The organism is Pontibacter sp. BAB1700 (genome assembly GCF_000277005.1).
GTDB classification, from domain to species: Bacteria; Bacteroidota; Bacteroidia; order Cytophagales; family Hymenobacteraceae; genus Pontibacter; species Pontibacter lucknowensis.
The window spans coordinates 1-18,027 of the sequence record NZ_AKIS01000194.1 but is presented as its reverse complement, the minus strand read 5'-3'; the positions used below and the strand labels follow the sequence as shown (position 1 = coordinate 18,027).

At 51.8% G+C, this 18,027-nt stretch carries 18 protein-coding genes and 1 pseudogene; 9 read left to right on the top strand and 10 right to left on the bottom strand.

Translation table 11 applies throughout. The features are described from left to right. From O71_RS19225 to O71_RS19210, 5 genes and pseudogenes are all read right to left on the bottom strand, one after another. A partial coding sequence (locus tag O71_RS19225) for a transposase (RefSeq protein WP_007660334.1) occupies positions 1 to 664 on the bottom strand: 664 nt, incomplete at its 3' end. Between the two features lie 133 nt (positions 665 to 797). Next, positions 798 to 1,433 carry a phosphatase PAP2 family protein gene (locus O71_RS22175; RefSeq protein WP_007660333.1) on the bottom strand — a complete coding sequence of 212 codons (636 nt, stop codon included), beginning with the start codon at positions 1,431 to 1,433 and terminating at the stop codon, positions 798 to 800. A 53-nt stretch (positions 1,434 to 1,486) separates the two neighbouring features. Further along, on the bottom strand, positions 1,487 to 1,852 hold the full coding sequence (locus O71_RS26045) for a PAS domain-containing sensor histidine kinase (protein WP_237717911.1): 366 nt from the start codon (positions 1,850 to 1,852) through the stop codon (positions 1,487 to 1,489). Beyond that, positions 1,783 to 2,841, bottom strand: a complete 1,059-nt coding sequence (locus O71_RS19215; RefSeq protein ID WP_237717910.1) for a PAS domain-containing sensor histidine kinase — start codon at positions 2,839 to 2,841, stop codon at positions 1,783 to 1,785. Before O71_RS19215 ends, O71_RS26045 begins: the two co-directional genes overlap by 70 nt. Beyond that, positions 2,831 to 4,187 (bottom strand): annotated as a pseudogene (locus tag O71_RS19210) (sigma-54-dependent transcriptional regulator). The gene O71_RS19215 and the pseudogene O71_RS19210 overlap by 11 nt, the downstream one beginning before the upstream one ends. Before the next feature lie 288 nt (positions 4,188 to 4,475). Between O71_RS19210 and O71_RS19205 the strand changes: the two are divergent. The 3 genes from O71_RS19205 to O71_RS19195 all read left to right on the top strand — a co-directional run bounded on the left by O71_RS19205 (position 4,476) and on the right by O71_RS19195 (position 10,024). Continuing rightward, entirely contained in the window at positions 4,476 to 6,902 is a 2,427-nt protein-coding gene (locus tag O71_RS19205) for an ABC transporter permease (protein ID WP_007660332.1), read from the top strand. A gap of 294 nt (positions 6,903 to 7,196) precedes the next feature. Then, positions 7,197 to 9,647: an outer membrane beta-barrel family protein gene (locus tag O71_RS19200; RefSeq protein ID WP_007660324.1), complete on the top strand. Its 2,451-nt coding sequence runs from the start codon at positions 7,197 to 7,199 to the stop codon at positions 9,645 to 9,647. A gap of 170 nt (positions 9,648 to 9,817) precedes the next feature. Then, positions 9,818 to 10,024, top strand: coding sequence for a hypothetical protein (locus O71_RS19195; RefSeq protein ID WP_007660323.1), 207 nt, complete (start codon positions 9,818 to 9,820; stop codon positions 10,022 to 10,024). A 207-nt stretch (positions 10,025 to 10,231) separates the two neighbouring features. Here the strand turns inward: O71_RS19195 and O71_RS19190 are convergent, their stop codons facing one another. Beyond that, positions 10,232 to 10,528 carry a hypothetical protein gene (locus O71_RS19190; RefSeq protein WP_007660322.1) on the bottom strand — a complete coding sequence of 99 codons (297 nt, stop codon included), beginning with the start codon at positions 10,526 to 10,528 and terminating at the stop codon, positions 10,232 to 10,234. Beyond that, positions 10,504 to 10,665, bottom strand: coding sequence for a hypothetical protein (locus tag O71_RS24105; RefSeq protein WP_155801018.1), 162 nt, complete (start codon positions 10,663 to 10,665; stop codon positions 10,504 to 10,506). The genes O71_RS19190 and O71_RS24105 overlap by 25 nt, the downstream gene beginning before the upstream one ends. 126 nt (positions 10,666 to 10,791) lie before the next feature. On the opposite strand from O71_RS24105, the gene tcmP reads away from it, so the two are divergent. The 4 genes from tcmP to dacB all read left to right on the top strand — a co-directional run bounded on the left by tcmP (position 10,792) and on the right by dacB (position 14,935). Beyond that, positions 10,792 to 11,916, top strand: a complete 1,125-nt coding sequence (gene tcmP, locus O71_RS19185) for a three-Cys-motif partner protein TcmP (RefSeq protein WP_007660321.1) — start codon at positions 10,792 to 10,794, stop codon at positions 11,914 to 11,916. A 54-nt stretch (positions 11,917 to 11,970) separates the two neighbouring features. Further along, on the top strand, positions 11,971 to 12,534 hold the full coding sequence (locus O71_RS19180) for a DUF1543 domain-containing protein (protein WP_007660320.1): 564 nt from the start codon (positions 11,971 to 11,973) through the stop codon (positions 12,532 to 12,534). Positions 12,535 to 12,672: 138 nt separating this feature from the next. Beyond that, the gene (locus O71_RS19175) at positions 12,673 to 13,416 is read left to right on the top strand and encodes a hypothetical protein (RefSeq protein ID WP_007660319.1); all 744 of its coding nucleotides are present in this window, start codon (positions 12,673 to 12,675) and stop codon (positions 13,414 to 13,416) included. Positions 13,417 to 13,540: 124 nt separating this feature from the next. After that, positions 13,541 to 14,935, top strand: a complete 1,395-nt coding sequence (gene dacB, locus O71_RS19170) for a D-alanyl-D-alanine carboxypeptidase/D-alanyl-D-alanine-endopeptidase (protein ID WP_007660318.1) — start codon at positions 13,541 to 13,543, stop codon at positions 14,933 to 14,935. A gap of 94 nt (positions 14,936 to 15,029) precedes the next feature. On the opposite strand, the gene O71_RS19165 is transcribed toward dacB, so the two are convergent. Then, complete coding sequence (locus O71_RS19165; RefSeq protein ID WP_007660316.1) at positions 15,030 to 15,368, bottom strand: hypothetical protein; 339 nt, start codon at positions 15,366 to 15,368, stop codon at positions 15,030 to 15,032. Between the two features lie 232 nt (positions 15,369 to 15,600). On the opposite strand from O71_RS19165, the gene O71_RS19160 reads away from it, so the two are divergent. Then, positions 15,601 to 16,026 (top strand): DoxX family protein, encoded by a 426-nt coding sequence (locus O71_RS19160; protein ID WP_007660314.1) that lies wholly within the window; start codon positions 15,601 to 15,603, stop codon positions 16,024 to 16,026. Positions 16,027 to 16,075: 49 nt separating this feature from the next. Next, positions 16,076 to 16,534 (top strand): peptide-methionine (R)-S-oxide reductase MsrB, encoded by a 459-nt coding sequence (gene msrB, locus O71_RS19155; protein ID WP_007660312.1) that lies wholly within the window; start codon positions 16,076 to 16,078, stop codon positions 16,532 to 16,534. 46 nt (positions 16,535 to 16,580) lie between these two features. Here msrB and O71_RS19150 read toward each other — a convergent pair whose 3' ends face one another. Both O71_RS19150 and O71_RS24440 read right to left on the bottom strand, forming a co-directional pair. Beyond that, a complete protein-coding gene (locus O71_RS19150; RefSeq protein WP_007660310.1) occupies positions 16,581 to 17,699 on the bottom strand; it encodes a tetratricopeptide repeat protein in 1,119 nt (372 codons plus the stop codon). A gap of 67 nt (positions 17,700 to 17,766) precedes the next feature. Further along, a partial coding sequence (locus O71_RS24440) for a hypothetical protein (protein WP_007660309.1) occupies positions 17,767 to 18,027 on the bottom strand: 261 nt, incomplete at its 5' end.

The following is an 18,027-nucleotide window of genomic DNA, read 5'->3' as shown; positions in this document are numbered from 1 at the left end:
GCCAGCTCAGCAGCTGCGCCTTTTCGTTGGATGAGCCGACAGCCCCTGCGGGACGCTCGTTCAGCCGCTGCCAGCGCCTCTTAAGCCGCTTGAGTTGGTGCTCTGGGGCCGTGATGTAGTGTGCCGAGGAAAGATCAGCATTAGCCTCTTTTATCTTTTCTTGGTTTTCTACAGGTAGGGCAGCTTGCTTGAGAACCAAGTTCTCCATAGAGGCATTGGCCTTGACGGGCGCCGAGTCGATGGCTTGCGTGCTGCCCGACACCATGCCTTTCTCCACGCACAGGGTAAACACCTTATTGAACAAGGCTTCAAACAAGGCCTCCGGGTACAGCTGGCGGGTGCGGCTTAGTGTGGAGTGCCAGGGCAGCGGCTCGTCGAGCTGGTAATCCAGAAAGAAAAGCAGGTCCAGCCGCAGGCTGCAGTGCTCGATGAGTTTTCTGTCGGAGACGATGTTCTCCAGGTAGCCCACCAGGCAAAGCTTGAAGAACACAACCGGGTCGATGCTATGCTGACCGCAGCTGCCATAGAGGGGCCGGGTCAGCTCGTAGAGAAAATCGAGATCCAGTTGCTGCTTGAGCTGCCGATAAAAGTTGTGCTCCGGCACGTGCGCCGAGAGCGAGAAGTGCAGCTCCTTCTCATCCTTGAAAGTCTTCCTGCCCTGCATACCACCAAAAGTTTAACCTATATGCTTACGGTTGTATTCAGATAGTTGTGCAACAGCCACGGATGTTTTAACTTTCAGAGCTACACTTGGCCGGTTATCGACTGACAAGTTGCACTTTAAAACACTGCTATACCTACCGTACTATCCTCAGATTCCGACCTCGCCTGAGCAACGCATAAAACTGCTCGCGGTGTTTCCGGAAGGCGTAGGTGGAAAGAAAGGCGGCGGCCGATCCAAGAAGCACCGATCCGAGCACGTCGCTAGGGTAGTGCACACCCAGGGCCAGTCTGGAGTAGGCCACGAGCAGGGCCCAAGTCAGTATGAGGCCGCGAAGAGCCGGGTTGCGGAACATCAGCACCAGCACAACGGCCGCTGTGAACGCAAAAGCAGTGTGGCCGGAAGGGAAGGAGGGACTGCTGGCCTCCGCGATCTGCTCAATCGTGTCGTGGGTTACAAAAGGGCGGGGGCGATCAACGGTATACTTCAGCAAGCCTATGAACAGGATATTCAGCCCCATGGCAAATACATACTGGTAGGCTTTCAGCTTGAGCGAAACCATCCTCCTGAAATGCCCCGCCAGGTATAGGCAAAGCGGTACCAGGGCACCAAGTCCGTAGGCAGTAACAGTCAACGTGAGCAGCAGATAATCCAGGTCTGTTGCCCGGTCGCCGTTCAGCATTTGCAATGTGGCCAGGTCCAGGTTTGCGAAGGTATCGAAGAGGGTGGTAGTGAGTATGAGCAGAAGTGCCAGATGCGGAAGCAGAAACATGGGTAAGCTTTGAGGTTATTGTTTTCTGAATCCTATACGAGGCTTTTCAGATTTCATTGCCCGAAACGCAGCATAAAAGTAGTACCCTCTCCCGGGGCTGACTGCACCTGTATGGTCCCCCGGTGCAGCAGCACGATCTGTTTGCAGAGGCTCAATCCAATGCCGCTGCCTTGCTTGCGTGTGCTAAAGAAAGGTATAAAAATTTTCTCCTGTACTTCCTGCGACATCCCGATGCCGTTGTCCATGACCTTGATCACCGTTTTCTCGTCAGGGGAGGTATAGGCTGCAAGGGTGATTTGGGGTGCTTCCACCGTCTTCACAGCTTCCATGGCATTGACCAGCAGGTTGATCAGCACCTGGTCCAGCAGGGCAGGGTCGGCGTGCAGCGAAATATAGGGATTAGCCAGATTTGTTTCCAACTGTATACCTTCTGCGTCAGGGTTGGGAGCATCAAACGCTGCAGGTTGGAGAAGAGGTCCTTCACATACACCGTGTCCAGGTTCAGCTTCGTGATCTTGTTCAGGTTGCGGTAGGTTTCGGCAAAGCGCAGCAAGCCCTCGCTTCGCTGCTTGATCGTGCTGATGCCTACTTCCAGGTCCTCCAGATCTTCTGCTGTTATACCTGTGGGTTGGGTTTGCTGCAGGCGGTTTTTCAGGGTGTCCGCCAGGGAGGAGATGGGGGCAACCGAATTCATGATCTCGTGCGTGAGCACGTTCAGCAGCTTCTGCCAAGCCTGCGATTCTGTTTCATCCAGGGCTTCGTTCACGTTCTGAAAAGCGACCAGCTTATACCTGTTTCCTTCGTTTTGCAGCGCGGTGGCGGAGAGCAGCACTTTCGTGGTATTCTTCTCAAAATGGGTGGTATGCGCCGTTGCGATGCGGGTATGACCGGGCTCCAGGGCAAGTATGGCTTCGTATAGCTCCTTGTCTCTTTTGGACAGGTAATGGATCGTTTTCATGAAAGGCACATGCAGCAGCTTGCGGAGCGACTCGTTCATAAGCACCACCTCCCCGTTTTCCATGTTGTAGGACAGAATGCCGGTTTCCACCAGTTCCACCACTTTCTGCAGATTGTGGTACTGGGTTTCTTTTTCGAGGGTGATAGTTTTAAAGGTGGAGTTGATCTCGTTGAAGCCTTTACGAAGCGGCTGCAGCTGGGTATAGGCATGCTGCTCATCAAAGTGCCGGGAGAAATCGCGGTAGTGTACAGACTCGATAAACTGGTTAAACTCCGTCTGGGTTTTGCGCAGAAAGCGGAGCAGATCCACAACCTGAAGAATAAAGACCGGCAGCCAAAAGACAAGCGCCTCCGACCAGCCCCTGACGATGACAAAAGCCGGGACGCTCAGGGTGATAAGCAGTAGCATGACCCTTGCAATCAGCGCCCATTCCAAGTTCTTAAAGCCCATACTTGTTCATGCGACGGTAAAGGGCCGTTCTGGTAATGCCGAGTTCTTTGGCAGTTCGGGTCAGGTTGCCGTTGTGCATTTGCAGCACTTTATTGATGGTCAGCTTCTCAAGTTCTTCCAGATTGGTGCCCTGCTCCAGCGCTTCGCCTGCCGGTGCCGCCTCTATGGGAGAAAAGAGGATGTCAGCGGCATCCAGCAGCGCTTCATCGGCCATAATGACCGCCCGCTCGATAGCGTACTGCAGCTCCCGCACATTGCCGGGGAAGTGATAGTGCAGCAGTTTATCCTGTGCCGCCTTACTGAGTTCTGGTACCGGTTTCATGTATTTGTGCGCGTATACCTGCGCAAAGTGCGTGGCCAGCAGCACAATGTCTTTTCCTCTCTTTCGAAGTGGCGGTATCAGAATCTCCACGGTGTTGATGCGGTAAATAAGGTCCTTGCGGAAGCGTGACTCGTTTGCCAGTTCGCTCAGCGGTACGTTGGTCGCGCAGAGCAGGCGCACGTCGATGTTCACCGGTTCATTTGCGCCCACCCGGATCACCTGGCGGTTTTGCAGCACACTCAGCAACTTAGACTGTTGGTGCAGCGAGATGTTACCTATTTCATCCAGGAAGATGGTACCGCCCTGTGCGGCTTCAAAACGTCCGGCGCGGTCCTCACGGGCGTCGGTAAAAGCGCCTTTTTGTGACCGAACAACTCACTCTCGAAGAGCGAATCGGTCAGTGCACCCACGTCTACTTTCACAAAGGGTTTGGCAGCCCGCAGCGACTGTTCATGAATGGCTTTAGCCACCAGCTCCTTACCGGTTCCGTTCTCACCCAGTATCAGGATGTTGGCGTCGGTGGGGGCTATTTTCTTTATTTTGAGCTTAATGTCCTGCATGACATCCGACTCGCCAAGCAGTTCAAAGTCGCTGGAAGGAATGTTTGCACCTGAGGCCGTTGTTTTGCCGCCGTTTACCCTTTGGCTTACCGCATTGGTAATCGTGCCGAGCAGTTTCTCGTTGTGCCAGGGCTTTACTACAAAATCGAGGCACCTTCTTTCAGGGACCTGATGGCCAGATCAATATCGCCATAGGCCGTGATCATGATGACAGCCACTTCCGGCCGCAACTCCTTTATTTTCTGTAGCCAATATAAACCCTCGTTGCCGGTATGGATGGCACTCTTGAAGTTCATGTCGAGCAGAATAGCATCGAAGCTGTACTGCTTCAGCAAAATGGGGAGCTGTTCGGGGTTCTTTTCCGTCACAATTTCTTTCACCTGTGGCCGGAGCATCAGACGGACAGCCGTGAGCACATCGGCATCATCATCAACAATCAGTATGGAGGCCTTTTTTAACAGCATAAGCAGGTATGATATAGTACCTAAATAAACTATAATTATGCCATTAATACAACTCGCTGATTACGAAGCTAAAACAGACTTTTCTGTAAAAAAAGGCGTGCGAAATCGCACACCAGCTGCGCGAAAATGTACGCAATCAAGTTGGTATTATTGGGTAAGTTGTTGGTAATCAATAATATAAATTTATGGCATTTGCTCTGTATCAAATGCAGCAGACAGGCTGTTCTTTTCTAAAGATCGGAATTGCCGGAGTCATTCTATATCGCATCATCCACTAAATTGAGCGTCATGTTCAGAAACTACGTCAAAACCGCTTACCGAAACCTGCTTCGGCACAAAGGCTTTTCCTTCATCAACATCGCTGGTCTGGCCCTGGGCATTACAGCCTGCCTGCTGATTGGCCTGTTTGTGTACGACGAGTTGCAGTACGACAAGTTCCTGCCGGAAGGCGAACAGGTATACCGGGTGTATAACGATAAGTCAGCCAAAGAAGCTGGCGAAATGGTGGCACCAGTGCCGCCTACATTTGCCACTACGCTGGAGCAGGATTTCCCGGAGGTGGAGCAGGCGGTGCGGATTCTCATGCAGCAATTCGATGCCAATAACCTGGTGGAGGCAGGAGAGAAGCGGATCTATGAGAAAGGCCGCTTTTTCGTTGATCCCGGTTTTTTTGACATCTTCCAGCTGCCATTTGTATACGGCTCACCCGATAAAGCCCTGGCAGATCCTTCTTCCATCGTGATCTCAGATGAATTTTCGCAGCGGGTGTTTGGGGACATCAACCCTGTAGGGAAGCAGGTATCCGTAAACAAGCAGCCTTACATTGTACGGGGTGTGTTCAGCACCGAGGAGCGCTTTCACCTGCCTGTAAACTTCATACATTCGATGGAAACCGCCGAACTGCCGGCAGAGCGTATGAAGAGCTGGAACTGGCAACAGTTTTATACTTATGTTAAGCTGAAGGATGGCGGCAACCCGCAGTTCCTGCAGTCCAAGTTCAGGGAGATCGTGGCAAAGCAGCGCAATCCTGATACCAATGAGCCTTATGATTACAAACCGGTGCTGCAGCCGCTCGATGAGGTATACCTGCATTCAGCCAGTTTTAAGCACGACCAGGCTATCCGTGGTAACATTACCTATGTCAAGGCGCTGAGTATCATTGCAGTGTTCATCCTATTGATTGCCTGTTTCAACTTCGTAAACCTGGCCACGGCCAAATCAATGCAGCGGGCAAAAGAGGTGGGTGTGCGTAAGTCCATTGGTGCCAGCCGCGGGCAGCTCGTAATGCAATTTCTGGGCGAAACCCTGCTACTCACCCTTATTAGTGTGATCTTCTCGGCAGCGCTTACTTCCCTGCTGCTACCTTCGCTCAATGCCTTTACGGGCAAAGAAATGAGCTTCAACGTCTTCACAAATCCGGAACTACTGCTGCTTTTGCTCGGTCTGACCCTGGTGGTCGGTTTGCTGGCAGGCTTTTACCCGGCCCTTGTGCTCTCTGGTTTCCAGCCTGTTAAGGTGCTGAAAAGTGCCGTGGTGGTTGATAGCAAGGTTGGCCGGATACAGTGGCTGCGCCACGGACTGATTGTGGTGCAGTTCGCCCTCTCTATTTTCCTCATCATCTGTGCCTTCATCGTTTACCAGCAGGTGTCTTATCTGCATAACAAGGATTTGGGCTTTGACAGGGAGCAGATCATGTTCTTCCAAATGCGGGGTGAGCATATGTTCGATAATTATGAGACCTTCAAAAATGAGCTGCGAAATGTTCCTGGGATTAAGAATGTGTCTATTGGCTACGGCTTTCCGGGTGATGCCACGGCAGGGGACGGCATCATTGTGCCCAGAAACGGGGAGCAGGTGCACCACGGTGTGACGCATCTGATGGTCGACTATGACTACATCAATACCCTGAACGTGCAGGTGGTGGCCGGAAGGCCTTTCTCCAAAGCGCATAGAACCGATGCCGACCATGCCTTCATGATCAATGAAACAGCAGTGCGGGAACTAGGCTATGGCTCACCTGAGCAAGCGCTGGGGCAGACCCTGCGCTGGAATGTATGGAACAACGCTGATAAGGACACCCTGAAGGAAGGCAAAATCATCGGTGTGGTAAAAGACTTCCATTTCAAGAGCCTCTACGATAAGGTTGACCCTACGGTACTGCAGATCTTCCCGGGCGCCAATTGGAAAGTGGCTGTGAAAGTAGATGCGCAGCATATTGCAGGTGCCATAGAGCAGGTAGAGAAAGTATGGAACAAATTTGCGCCTGACTACCCGATCGAGTACATTTTTATGGACGAGAACTTCGAAAAGATGTACAAGGCCGAAGATAAACTCAAAACCCTGCTCTGGATCTTTACAGGTATAGCCATATTTGTGGCCTGTCTGGGGCTGCTCGGACTGGCTGCCTACGCTGCTGAGCGCAGGAAAAAGGAGATCGGTATACGCAAGGTGCTGGGTGCTGACAACAGTGCCATTGTCGCCCTGCTCTCCAAAGAGTTTCTGGCCCTGATTGTCGTGTCGGCTCTCATCGCCTTCCCGCTGGCCTGGTATGCCATGCGGACCTGGCTACAGGATTTTGCCTATCGCATCGATATGCCTGTTTGGGCCTTCCTGCTGGCAGGTATAGCAGCCGCTGCGGTAGCGCTTATCACCATCAGCTACCAGGCACTGAAAGCTGCCATGGCCAACCCTGTGCGTAACCTACGCTTTGATTAACCTGAAGCGCTGCTTACACCTGAAATAAGGAACAGGAAATTCTGTAACCTTCCTCAAAACCAAAGTTTCCTTTTATTTAAATCACCCGGAGGCTTCTCAGCCCTTAGCAGCTTCCGAAAATAAAACTGGAAAGACCTGTAAGGTTTCTGAGACTCGGTCGTCTCCTTTGAGAGGGGACGCAGCAGGGTGTAAGATTAAATTGGTGCCGGATGCAACTGTGCACAGAAAGATGTGTCTTTAGCTTGTACCCCACGCATACGAAGGCGAATACATAAAATCATAACTCTATTATCTATGAAAAAAAGTGTACTTTTTTTGATGGGATTGCTATGCCTTTTCCTTTCCGTTTCAGGTGCCGCGCGGGCGCAGGAAGCAGGTAAAATCACCGGCACGCTTTCGGACTCTCTTACTGGCAAGCCCATTGAGTACGCAACGGTCGCCTTGCTGCAGCCAGGTTCCACACAGGCACTTCAGAGTTCCCTCACCGATGCAACAGGCCGTTTCTCCTTTACGGGTGTGCCTGTGGGGAATTACCAGCTAGCCATCAGCTTCCTGGGCTATCAGAAGAAGTTCATCAGCCAGATAGCAGTTACAGCAGCAAAACCAGAGGTAACTGCAGGTAATATCAAACTAGTGCCCACCGCGACCCAGCTCAAAGAAGTGACAGTGGAGACGCTTCGGCCTACGATCACGCAGGAGGCTGACCGCATGGTAGTGAGCATTGAAGGTACGGCATTGGCGGCAGGCCGAACAGCTTATGATGTGCTGGCTACTTCTCCCGGGGTATACATCGATCAGGAAGGCAACATTCAGCTGAACGGACGTGCGGGCGTAACCATAATGCTCGACGGAAAGCTGACCTACCTTTCTGCCCGTGACCTGCGCTCCCTGCTCGAAGGTATGTCCGCCGAGAACATCCGCAACATCGAGATCATCACAAACCCATCAGCGAAGTATGATGCGGAGGGTTCATCAGGTATACTGAACATCAACCTGAAAAAGAATACGGTACAAGGTTTGAATGGCAGTGTGTATGCTGGTGGAAACTACAACTTTAAGCAATACGGCTACAGCACAGGAGCCAGCGTTAATTACAAGACCGGACCGTGGAGTTCTTTCCTGAACCTGGATATGGCGCGGCGCGTCGGAGGACGCGATGCCACCTTCACCCGTGTGTTCAGAGGCGATGAATCCTCTACCTACTTCGACCAGGTGGCAGATGGTAACTTTAAAGTGGAGGGTCCGCCAGCTGTACGCCTGGGAACAGACTACAGCTTTAATGACCGGCACAGTGTGGGCGTCATGGGGTACTATGCCACCAACCAGTTGCATGCTGATTTCCTGACAGAGACTTACATTGGCCCTTCGCCTGATCAGCCAACCCAGTTTATAGATGCGGACAATTTCAACCAGAACCGCTTTTCTAACAGAACGGCCAATCTGCATTACATGGGCAAGTATGATACCCTGGGTACTACCCTCACCGCCGATCTGGACTTCGTAAAGATCAGGAACAGGGGAGATGCCAACTTCTACAACTACTTCTACGACCTTACCGAACCAGGTGCCGTCACACAGGATTTTCTGTATACCAATACCCCGAATGAGTTCGATATCTATGCTGCCAAAGTAGATTTCACGAAACCACTGGCACAAGGCCGCAGGCTGGAAATAGGAGCAAAAGCCAGCCGGGTGATATCTGATGCCGACTCCCGATTTTACTTTAACAACAGCGAAGTGCCGGTGCTGGACACCAGGCGTACAAACCATTTTGTGTACGACGAGAACATTTATGCCGCCTATGTGAATTTCAACACCAAACTCACTGAGCGGTTTAGCCTGCAGTCAGGTTTGCGGGCAGAGCAGACCCAATCGAAAGGTGAGTTGCTGACCACGGGGGATGTAACGAAGCGGAGCTATCTCAACCTGTTCCCGAGCTTGTTTCTGCAGCAGAAGGTGAGCGAAGACTACCAGATCAACTATAACTACAGCCGCCGCCTGCAGCGCCCGAATTACGGACAGCTCAATCCCTTTTTTGCCTACCGCGACCCTTATACCTATTGGCTCGGAAATCCAGACCTTAAGCCGCAGTATACCAACGCGTTCAGCATCTCTCAGGTGTTTAAAAAGGCTTACAACCTGACCCTGAGCTATCAGCACACGCAGGATGTTATTGTAGAGCTGGTAGCTATTGATCCGGAAACGGCCACCACCGTGTATTATATCGGCAACGCAGACGACTCCAGAAACCTGAGCCTGACAGCCAATATACCCTACAGCATCATGAAAAACTGGGAATCGAACAATACATTGATCGTGGCCTATAATGAGTACAATGTTGCGATTGACAATGGACAGACTGTGAACGACCAGGTGTTCTACATGCTGCAGTCTAACCATACCATTTTGTTACCCAAAAAAGTAAAGCTGGAGTTGAACGGGGTATACCAGGGCCCCAGTGTCTACGCGCTCTACCGTGCCGATGCGCGTTGGTGGTTAAATGTGGGTGTCAAGAAAAGCTTTATGGATGATAAACTGGACCTGAGCATCAACGCCAACGATATTTTCGGAACGCAGCACCTGATCATTGGAGCTACGCTGGGCGAGGGCAATGTGAGTGACTGGGATCAATATTTCAGACAGCGTAACATCGGGTTTACCCTGCGTTACAAGTTTAGCAGAGGCGCTAAAGTAGAAGAGCGCCGCCGCAACAACCTGGAGGAACTGAACCGCACCGGCGGTTGATCGAATTAATGCTTGTTTGTAAAGGTGAGAAGCATGGGGCTTTCAACCCTGAACGGTAACATCTACCTCATAAAGGCCTCCAACTAAGCAGCGGCGTCAGGTATAGCTTTTCTGATATTTTCCCATCTATTCGGCTCCTGTTGCCGTAAGCAAAAGAAAAAAGGAAAACTATGAAGACCAATACATCAAAAACCTCTAATCCCTTGAATTACCTGATGGAAAATCCGGGTGATATCATGAACATAGTGAAAAACCCGGGTAAGTACGGCCTGGACACTTTCAACGGTCTGGACAATAAACAGAAGCAGTATGTACTTTTTGCTTTAGGCGCGGGCTTGATCGGTTATGGTATTTACCTGGGTATGAATAAAAAGTAAGTGTTTGGACATCAACCTTCTATGCCGGCTTGCGTACAATTAGGTATAGACATTATGTTATCGTTCAGACAGGCGTAAACCTGAATTAAAGCTTGTAGAAGCTTTTGGAAGAATTGCTTCCATGTTTGACGGAACATGAAAAGGAAAAACCTGTTTCAAGTATTTCTTGAAACAGGTTTTTCTGTTTTATACCTGAGGTAAGGCAGGCTATTTCTTTTTCTTGCCTGGGCCTTTGCGGGACTGCCGGAGTTTATGCTGCTCTTCTTTCAGTGCCTTGAACTCTTCGTTTGGAAGCGTGACCGTATACTCTACCGATGACAGGAAATGCTCCTGTTCCTCTTCGTCGTACATCATCAGCACCGACAGGAATTTGTTTTCGTTCAGTACATAGTCATCACCCTCTCTGTCATACACATCAAAATCGTACTCGCCTTCCTGCAGGTGCTTTACTGGCTTAAGAGCTAACTGGTCGCCGGTTATCACAATCGGTTCTTCCAGCTCCACTTCCAGGTTAAAGGCTGGTAATACTTGCCATCCTTCTTGTAAGTGACATATTCGATCTTGTCCACCTCGATGAGGATGCCTGCATTGCGGTCGTCGCGCTTGTTTTTAATATTGAGAATGTTGCCCGTCAGTTTCATGCTGCAAAATTACGCTTATAATTGAAACAAGCCCTAACTTTACCTTTCCTTAAAATGTGAGTCTACCGGGCAGGTATAGGATTAACCTATTTAACCAGCCGGGCAGACATAAATGACCAATAGTACATGTCTACTGCCGATACAAACGATTTTTTTATAGAGCAACGCAGTAGCGCTGAGATCAAGTCAGAGCTGCTGAACGAGTTTTTCAAGTCCTGGTGCAGTGCCCAGTTGCAGGGGCAGCGCTACAAGTCCAATCCGGTACTGGCCTTTATTGACCTGTACGCCGGAGACGGAAAGCCGGAAGACGGCAAGCCCGCCACGCCTGTGCGGGTGCTCAACAGCATTTTCGGGGCCACTGACAAGTATAACCTGAACAAAGTGGTGCGCACTTTTTTCAATGACGAGAAAAAGACCGTCACTGCCAGACTGAAGGAAAATCTACAGCAATTGCCCTACTACGAAGAGTTGCAGCACAAGCCGGTGTTGCTGCATGAGGGAGCCAGCCTGGCCTCACTTGCCAAGCTCCTGGGTAACGACGTACCTACGTTGCTATACCTCGATCCATTCGGTTATGAGTTTTCGCAACAGCTGCTCTTGCAGTCGGTGCGCCGCTGGGGGCTGGACCTGTTCATGCTCTTCACACCCGCCAAGCTAAGGGCTGCTGTGCAGGGAGCCACCGATGACAGCATCATGGCGGATGTGTTTGGAAAAGAGCGCCTGCTGAAGATCCGCGAGTTTTGTGACCGCTACCAGGATGCTGGCCAGCGCGAAGACTTTATGGTCGACCAATTCGAGGACGTGTTCCGGGAGAAGGGTTACAAAACCTTCCGCTTCAAGATTAGTCTGCCCAAAAAGAACCAGACAAGTCATTACCTGTTTTTTGTTTCCAAGAACGATGCGCCTTATATGAAAATGAAGGAGCTGATGCTCATGTACAGCGACTACCAGGAAGATGGCGTGCCGCTGTTTGGAGCCAATATCAAGCACCAGTTGTCGCTGTTTCAGGAGCAGTATCGCTACTCGATCAAGAACCTGATCGCTGACCTGGCTGAGAAGCGAAGCTATTACCACAACCTGCCCATCGACAGTATTTACCGCCACCACAACATCGGCACGAATTACATCCGGGGTAATTACAAAGAAGCCTTTGAAGCACTCAAAGCGGCAGGTGTAGTGGAGGCGATCAACCCGGTGTCGAGACAGCCCATGCGGAAGGTGTCGTTTACTTCGATCATCGGGTATAAGTAAAGAGGTTAGAATTCTATCTAGCTGCAAAAAAAAATATTCCCTTAACTTATCAATATGCAAAACCCTAAACTCTTCATGCTGATGCTGGGCTGTCGTCCGGCAGGGCGCAACACGGAGCAGCACGATATGTTCTTTGCCATTGGCGAACAGGTGAAAGACCTGGTGCCGGCCATCAAGGCTTTCTGGCCGGAGGCGAAGGGTAATATCCACATCGATGCCTGGCGTGAAGTGACGCAGGTAAACGGCTACCAGGTAAAGGTGGTGCCGAAAACGGCTATACCTGAAGCGGATGGACCTGACAAACTTTTCTTTCTGAACCTGGGCGGCTACAAGCCAAATGAGTTCGACGAGTTTCACTACAAAATGCTGGCTGTGGCACCCGATCAGGCGGGAGCTGTGAAACAGGCCAAACAAACAGCTTTTTACAAGCACACGGGCTTTAAAGGCGCTGCGTCACATATTGATGATAAGTTTGGCGTAGACGTAGACGAGGTGTATCAAGTGAAAGACATCCTGACTCCTGAAGACAAAGAAAGGTATAGCCTGATGATCACCCCGAATGCGACAGAGCCGGAAGATGATATGCACCTGGGTTATTTCCAACTGCACAAGCTCTAGCAGCAGTCCGGTATAGCCGGTGAGCGCTGTATGTCCTGCTATGGCGCACTGCAAATCCCGCTTGTTAACAGCCCCGATTAAACATGCTTTGCGCTGCTGCGTTATGAGAGAGATAATCTAACTCAAAATAATGAAGCTATGAACAGAGATTTTGATCGTAACGATAACCGACGCAAAAACCACTACGCTGATTTCGACCAGTACGGCAACCCGCGAACCGGCAATACCAACAGCCTGTCCAGACGCGACCCGGAAGGAAGTAGCCGCGACCACGAAAGCGAACACCGTGGCTATGACAACCGGGACAGCCGCAGCCGCATGTCGTCCGACGCACGTGCCTACGGCGACTTCAGTGGGGGCACACGTTACGGCGAAGGTGGCAGCACCTACGGCGGCGGCTCGGCTTACGGCGATTCCTATTACGGCATGTCAGGACATGAAGGACCACGCTATCGCGATGCCGGCAGAAGCCGCTCCGGAGACGAACGGCATGGTTTTGATGACCGTGACCGGGATGACTACAGTCGCCAGAACTACGGCCGCTCAGGGGGCAACAACTACAGTGGCCGCATGAGCGACGACAGCGACTCTGGATACCGTGGCACAGGTTACATCTACGGCAGCCGGCCCGGCCCTGGCTCCACTTACAGTGACCGTGACGATAGAGGCTATGACCGGGGCTACCGCGACTTTGGCAGCACGGGCTATGGCTCTACCGGCTACAACAACCGTGACGAAGACCGCATGCGCAGCATCTCCGGAAACTACGGAAATGAAGCTCGTAGAAACAGCGATTCAGATGACAATCGCCGCTACAACAGGGGAGGGCATGACTGGAACTTCGATAGGAGAGACCGAAACTACCGTGACTGGAACGACTAAGTCTGTTAACCTCAGGGTATAAACAGGTCCTACATATTGAGCAGCCGCTTTTCCTGAGAGAGAAGCGGCTGCTTTATTTTGTAGATTATTGGGGATAGCCACCGAAATTGCGTATTTTTTGGCTATGAAACGTCCGATTACAAAAGTCGCCCTGCTGCTGTCCCTTACACTGGCGCACACCCTGGCCCTGGCCCAGACCACTACCGCGAAACTGACAACCGCCTTCCAGAAGTTTGAAGCCGACCCACAAATGCAAAACGGCATCGCTTCGCTCTACGTCATCGATGCCAAAACAGGCCAGGTTGTGTTCGACCGCAACAGCAGGTTAGGACTCGCTCCGGCCTCCACCATGAAGATCATCACCAGCATCAGCGCTTACGAACTGCTGGGCAAAGACTACCGCTACGAAACGAAATTTGCCCTGCGCAAAACGGGCGATAACGCTTCGCTGCTGATACAACCAAGCGGCGACCCGACCTTCGGGAGCTGGCGCTGGTCCCTGACAAAGGAGGGCAATGTGCTGAAAGGAATTACTCAGGCCCTGCAGCGCACAGGTATAAAATCGGTGGGAGAGGTAGTTGTGAGCAATGAAGGCTGGAACGAAGAAACCGTGCCCGATGGCTGGATGTGGCAGGACATTGCCAACTATTACGGCGCCGGTCCCGCCAAGCTCAACTGGCGCGAGAATCAGTATGATGTCATCCTGAGATCAGGAAAGCAGATCGGCGACCCGGTATCGATCGTGAAAACGGTGCCGAACCTCAACGGCTATACCTTGCGCTCCGAACTGACCTCTGCCGCGGCAGGCACAGGCGACAATGCCTATATCTATTTCCCGGTAGGTACCAGTGCGGCTGCTATCCGGGGTACTATACCTGTCAACGAAAGCAGCTTTAAAATATCCGGCGCACTGCCTTCCGGTGCCAATCAGTTTGTGAGTATGCTGGCCGATACGCTCCGAACGTTAGGTATAGGCATGCCGCATCAGGCCGTGCTGCAGCACAATGGCTCTCCTCAGCAGGGCTATACCTTGTTTCATACCGTCACTTCGCCGCCTATGGACAGTGTGGTGTATTGGTTTAACCGCAAGAGTGTGAACCTGTATGGTGAGGCGCTCGTGAAGACCATTGCCTATAATAGCGCCGGCACCAGCGACACCCGCAAAGGACTGGAACAGATCAGGCAGCACTGGAAGACGCAGGGTATAGCGGAATCCGAACTGGCCATGGTGGACGGCTCGGGACTGTCGCCTCTCAACCGCGTGACCACCCATGCACAGGTACGCCTGCTGCAGCATGCCCGCCAACAAAACTGGTACCCTGGTTTCTATGCCTCATTGCCACAGTTCAATGGCATGAAAATGAAAAGCGGTACTATTCGTGGTGCGAAAGGCTTCACCGGTTATCACAAAGCGAAAGACGGACGGGAGTATGTTTTTGCTTTCGTGGTGAACAACTACAACGGCTCCGCCTCAGCGCTGGTCAAAAAGATGTACCATGTGCTGGATGAATTGAAGTAAATAAGTCTGGTTGAAACACCTGAAAAGCAAAAGCCCCGGCACCTAGTGCCGGGGCTTTTGCTTTGTGACCATTTGGTCCATTTTTTATTTAAAACTAGTGCTTTTCGTTTCCAAGGCCTTCGTTGCTCTTGTGCCCTTTCAGGGTGCTGGCGTTCGGCTGGTTGTTGCGGAACTCCTTGTCGGTGCTGTCAGCGCCACGGCTGGTGGTGGTAGGGTTGGCATTAGAGCCTTGCGGGCTGTTTTGCTCGTTCGGGTTGTCTTTGCCATGTTTGGCACCACCACTGCTGCCTTCGCGGCTGGGCTTGTTTTCACCGCGGGTATTGTCCGCTCCGCCTGCCACAGGACCTGTCTGTTTGCCTTTGCCCAATCCGCTTACGCCTTCGCCTTTTCTTGAATTTGGGTCTTCTGAAATATTTCTATTGTTGTCGCTCATGGTTTGTTTTCTTTTAGATAGAACATATAAATCGACCGAGCGCCTGGGCTTCGGTCACTTAGTTGTACGAACCAGCCCCCTGAAAAGGTTGAGCAGGATACCTGTTATAGCCATGAAGCAACTCACCGGCAGGCAGGTATATTTCAACATTAAGCCCCAAAACACGTTAGCTCTTTTTGTAAGTGCTTGTTTAACAGCTTGCTAAGAAAAGCAGGTGTAAATCTCAATAACTATGGAAAGATTTCTAGGACCTTACAGCCCGCAACTGTATGCCATACTGCGCATTGTTTCAGGTCTGATGTTTGCCATGCACGGCACTCAAAAGCTCTTTGGCTGGCCCGGAGACGGCAGTACAGTGGAGCTGGCTTCGATGATGGGGGTAGCCGGAATAGTCGAACTGGTTGCCGGGCTCATGATCGCGTTTGGTTTCCTGACAGGCTGGGCTGCCTTTATTGCCAGTGGTCAGATGGCGGTGGCCTTCTTCACGGCTCACCTACCCGAAGGCTGGAATCCGCTGCTCAACAACGGCGAAAAAGCCGTGCTTTACTGCTTTCTGTTTCTGTACATGGCTGCCCGTGGCTCAGGTATCTGGAGCATCGACGCTGCCATGGGAAGAGGTACGAGGCGGGATACCGACAGGAAGCCCAGCTATACCTGACATGTCAGAAACGGATTCCACTGTTCAGGTATAGCAGCGTATAAGGAACATGCTACGCTGGAAAGACATCATCTACTACGCCAAATACGGTAATCCTGAACCTTATGAAAAAGTAGAGAAAACGGAGGAGGAGTGGAGGCAAGAGCTGACGGAAGCTCAGTACCAGGTGCTCCGCCAGAAAGCAACCGAACCGCCCTACCGCAATGCCTACTGCCGCTCTTACGAGCCGGGAATCTATACCTGCGCGGGCTGTGGACAAATGCTGTTCAACGCTACAGAAAAGTACCACGCCATTTCCGGCTGGCCCAGTTTTACACAACCGGCCAGGCGGGGAGCCATCCGCTATACCTTCGACGACAGTCATCATATGCAACGCATGGAGGCGATCTGTAATGTGTGCGGCGGCCATTTGGGCCATGTTTTCAACGACGGACCTGAACCCGGGGGACTGCGCTACTGTATAAACTCAGCGAGTATGGTCAGGCTGCAGGACAGCCGTGAGGAGTAATAGCTTGCAGACGCTGGAGTATAACCGGGAGCTGATCAGCTATACCTTAATTGCATTTATTGTATTTCATCAGCTCCATGGCGTTGCGGTTGCCCAACTGGTGCGCTTTGGTTAGGTCGGTGCAGGCTTTGGCAGTTTGTTTCAGGGCCATATAGCAGTAGCCGCGTCCCAGGTATGCGCCAGGTGATTGTGCATCCAGACTAAGGGCCCGTGTGAAGTCCTTTTCGCCACCGGCATAGTCTTTCACTTTGATTTTCAGCTCACCACGTTTCGTATAAAACTCGGCATTCTTGCTGTTAAGGCTGATTGCCTTGTTATAGTCTGCCAGGGCTTCCTGCGTCTGACCGGTCTGGGTATAAGCCATGGCGCGATTGGCGTAGGCCTCCGAACGGCTTTTATCCAGGGCAATTACTTTCGTCAGATCCTGTATGGCACCTGACGTGTTCCCGCGCATGTGACGGAGCAAGGCCCGGTTGAAGTAGCCATCAGCGTGTGCCGGATCCAGTTTAACGGTAGTGCCATAGTCTGCTTCTGCTGCCGTGTGCTGTGCCAGCTGTTCCAGTGCCAGTCCTCTGTGGAAGTAGGCCTCGGCCGAAGTGGCATCCAGCTGTATGGCCTTGTCGAAGTGTCGTTTGGCTGCTTCAAAGTCTCCGGCACCATCACTCAGCTTGCCCAGTTCGATGTGGGCTGGAGCAGAAGGGGCCAGTTCAATGCTTTTCAATAAGTGCTGTCGGGCGGGTGCTGTTTTGTTGTCGAGGAGCAGGGCCAGGGCGCACTGGTAGTAGAGGGCTGCATCCTGGGGTGCGAGACGGATCGCTTTGCCATAGTCATACTGAGCGCCTTCCATGTCCTTCAGGTACACCTTCACCAGCGCCCTGTTGCTGAAACCGTCTTTGCTTCCTGCATTGAGCAGCAAGGCCCGGTCGAGGTCTGTCAGCGCGGCTTCGTAGTTTTTGAGGTTCAGGTATGCCAGCCCCCGGTTGTAGAACGGCTCAAAGGTGAAGCTGTCGCGGGCGATGACGATCGTGTAGGCGGCCACAGCCTCCTGGTAGCGACCGGCGTCAAAGTGCTGGTCTGCTAAAGTAAGCGGTGAGGGCCCCGGATCCTGGGCATTGGCCTGTAAAACAGAAAACAGAAGAAGGAAGCTGAGTAGAATTCGTATCATGCACCGCATTTAAAGTGCACAAAGTAACAAAATTGGCATCAATTCAGCTGCAATTTTTGAACCTGCTTCAATTGCATTGTTTGTCTCTGTTGAGAATCAGAATCACCCTTACAATTTCCTGCGCTTTCTCCTCATCCAGGTCAAGGGCGGAGTAAAGGTATTGTATAAGCTCCTCCTCCTTCTCGGTCACCACGCAGTCTGACAGCACCAGCTGGATGGTGTGGGCAAACAGGGTCGGGCGGTTTTCCTCAGCTATAAAGTCCACGGAGTTGTCGATCAGCACCTTGCTGCCTACCTGGGCGTGGGCATAGAATACGGATCTGCTGTA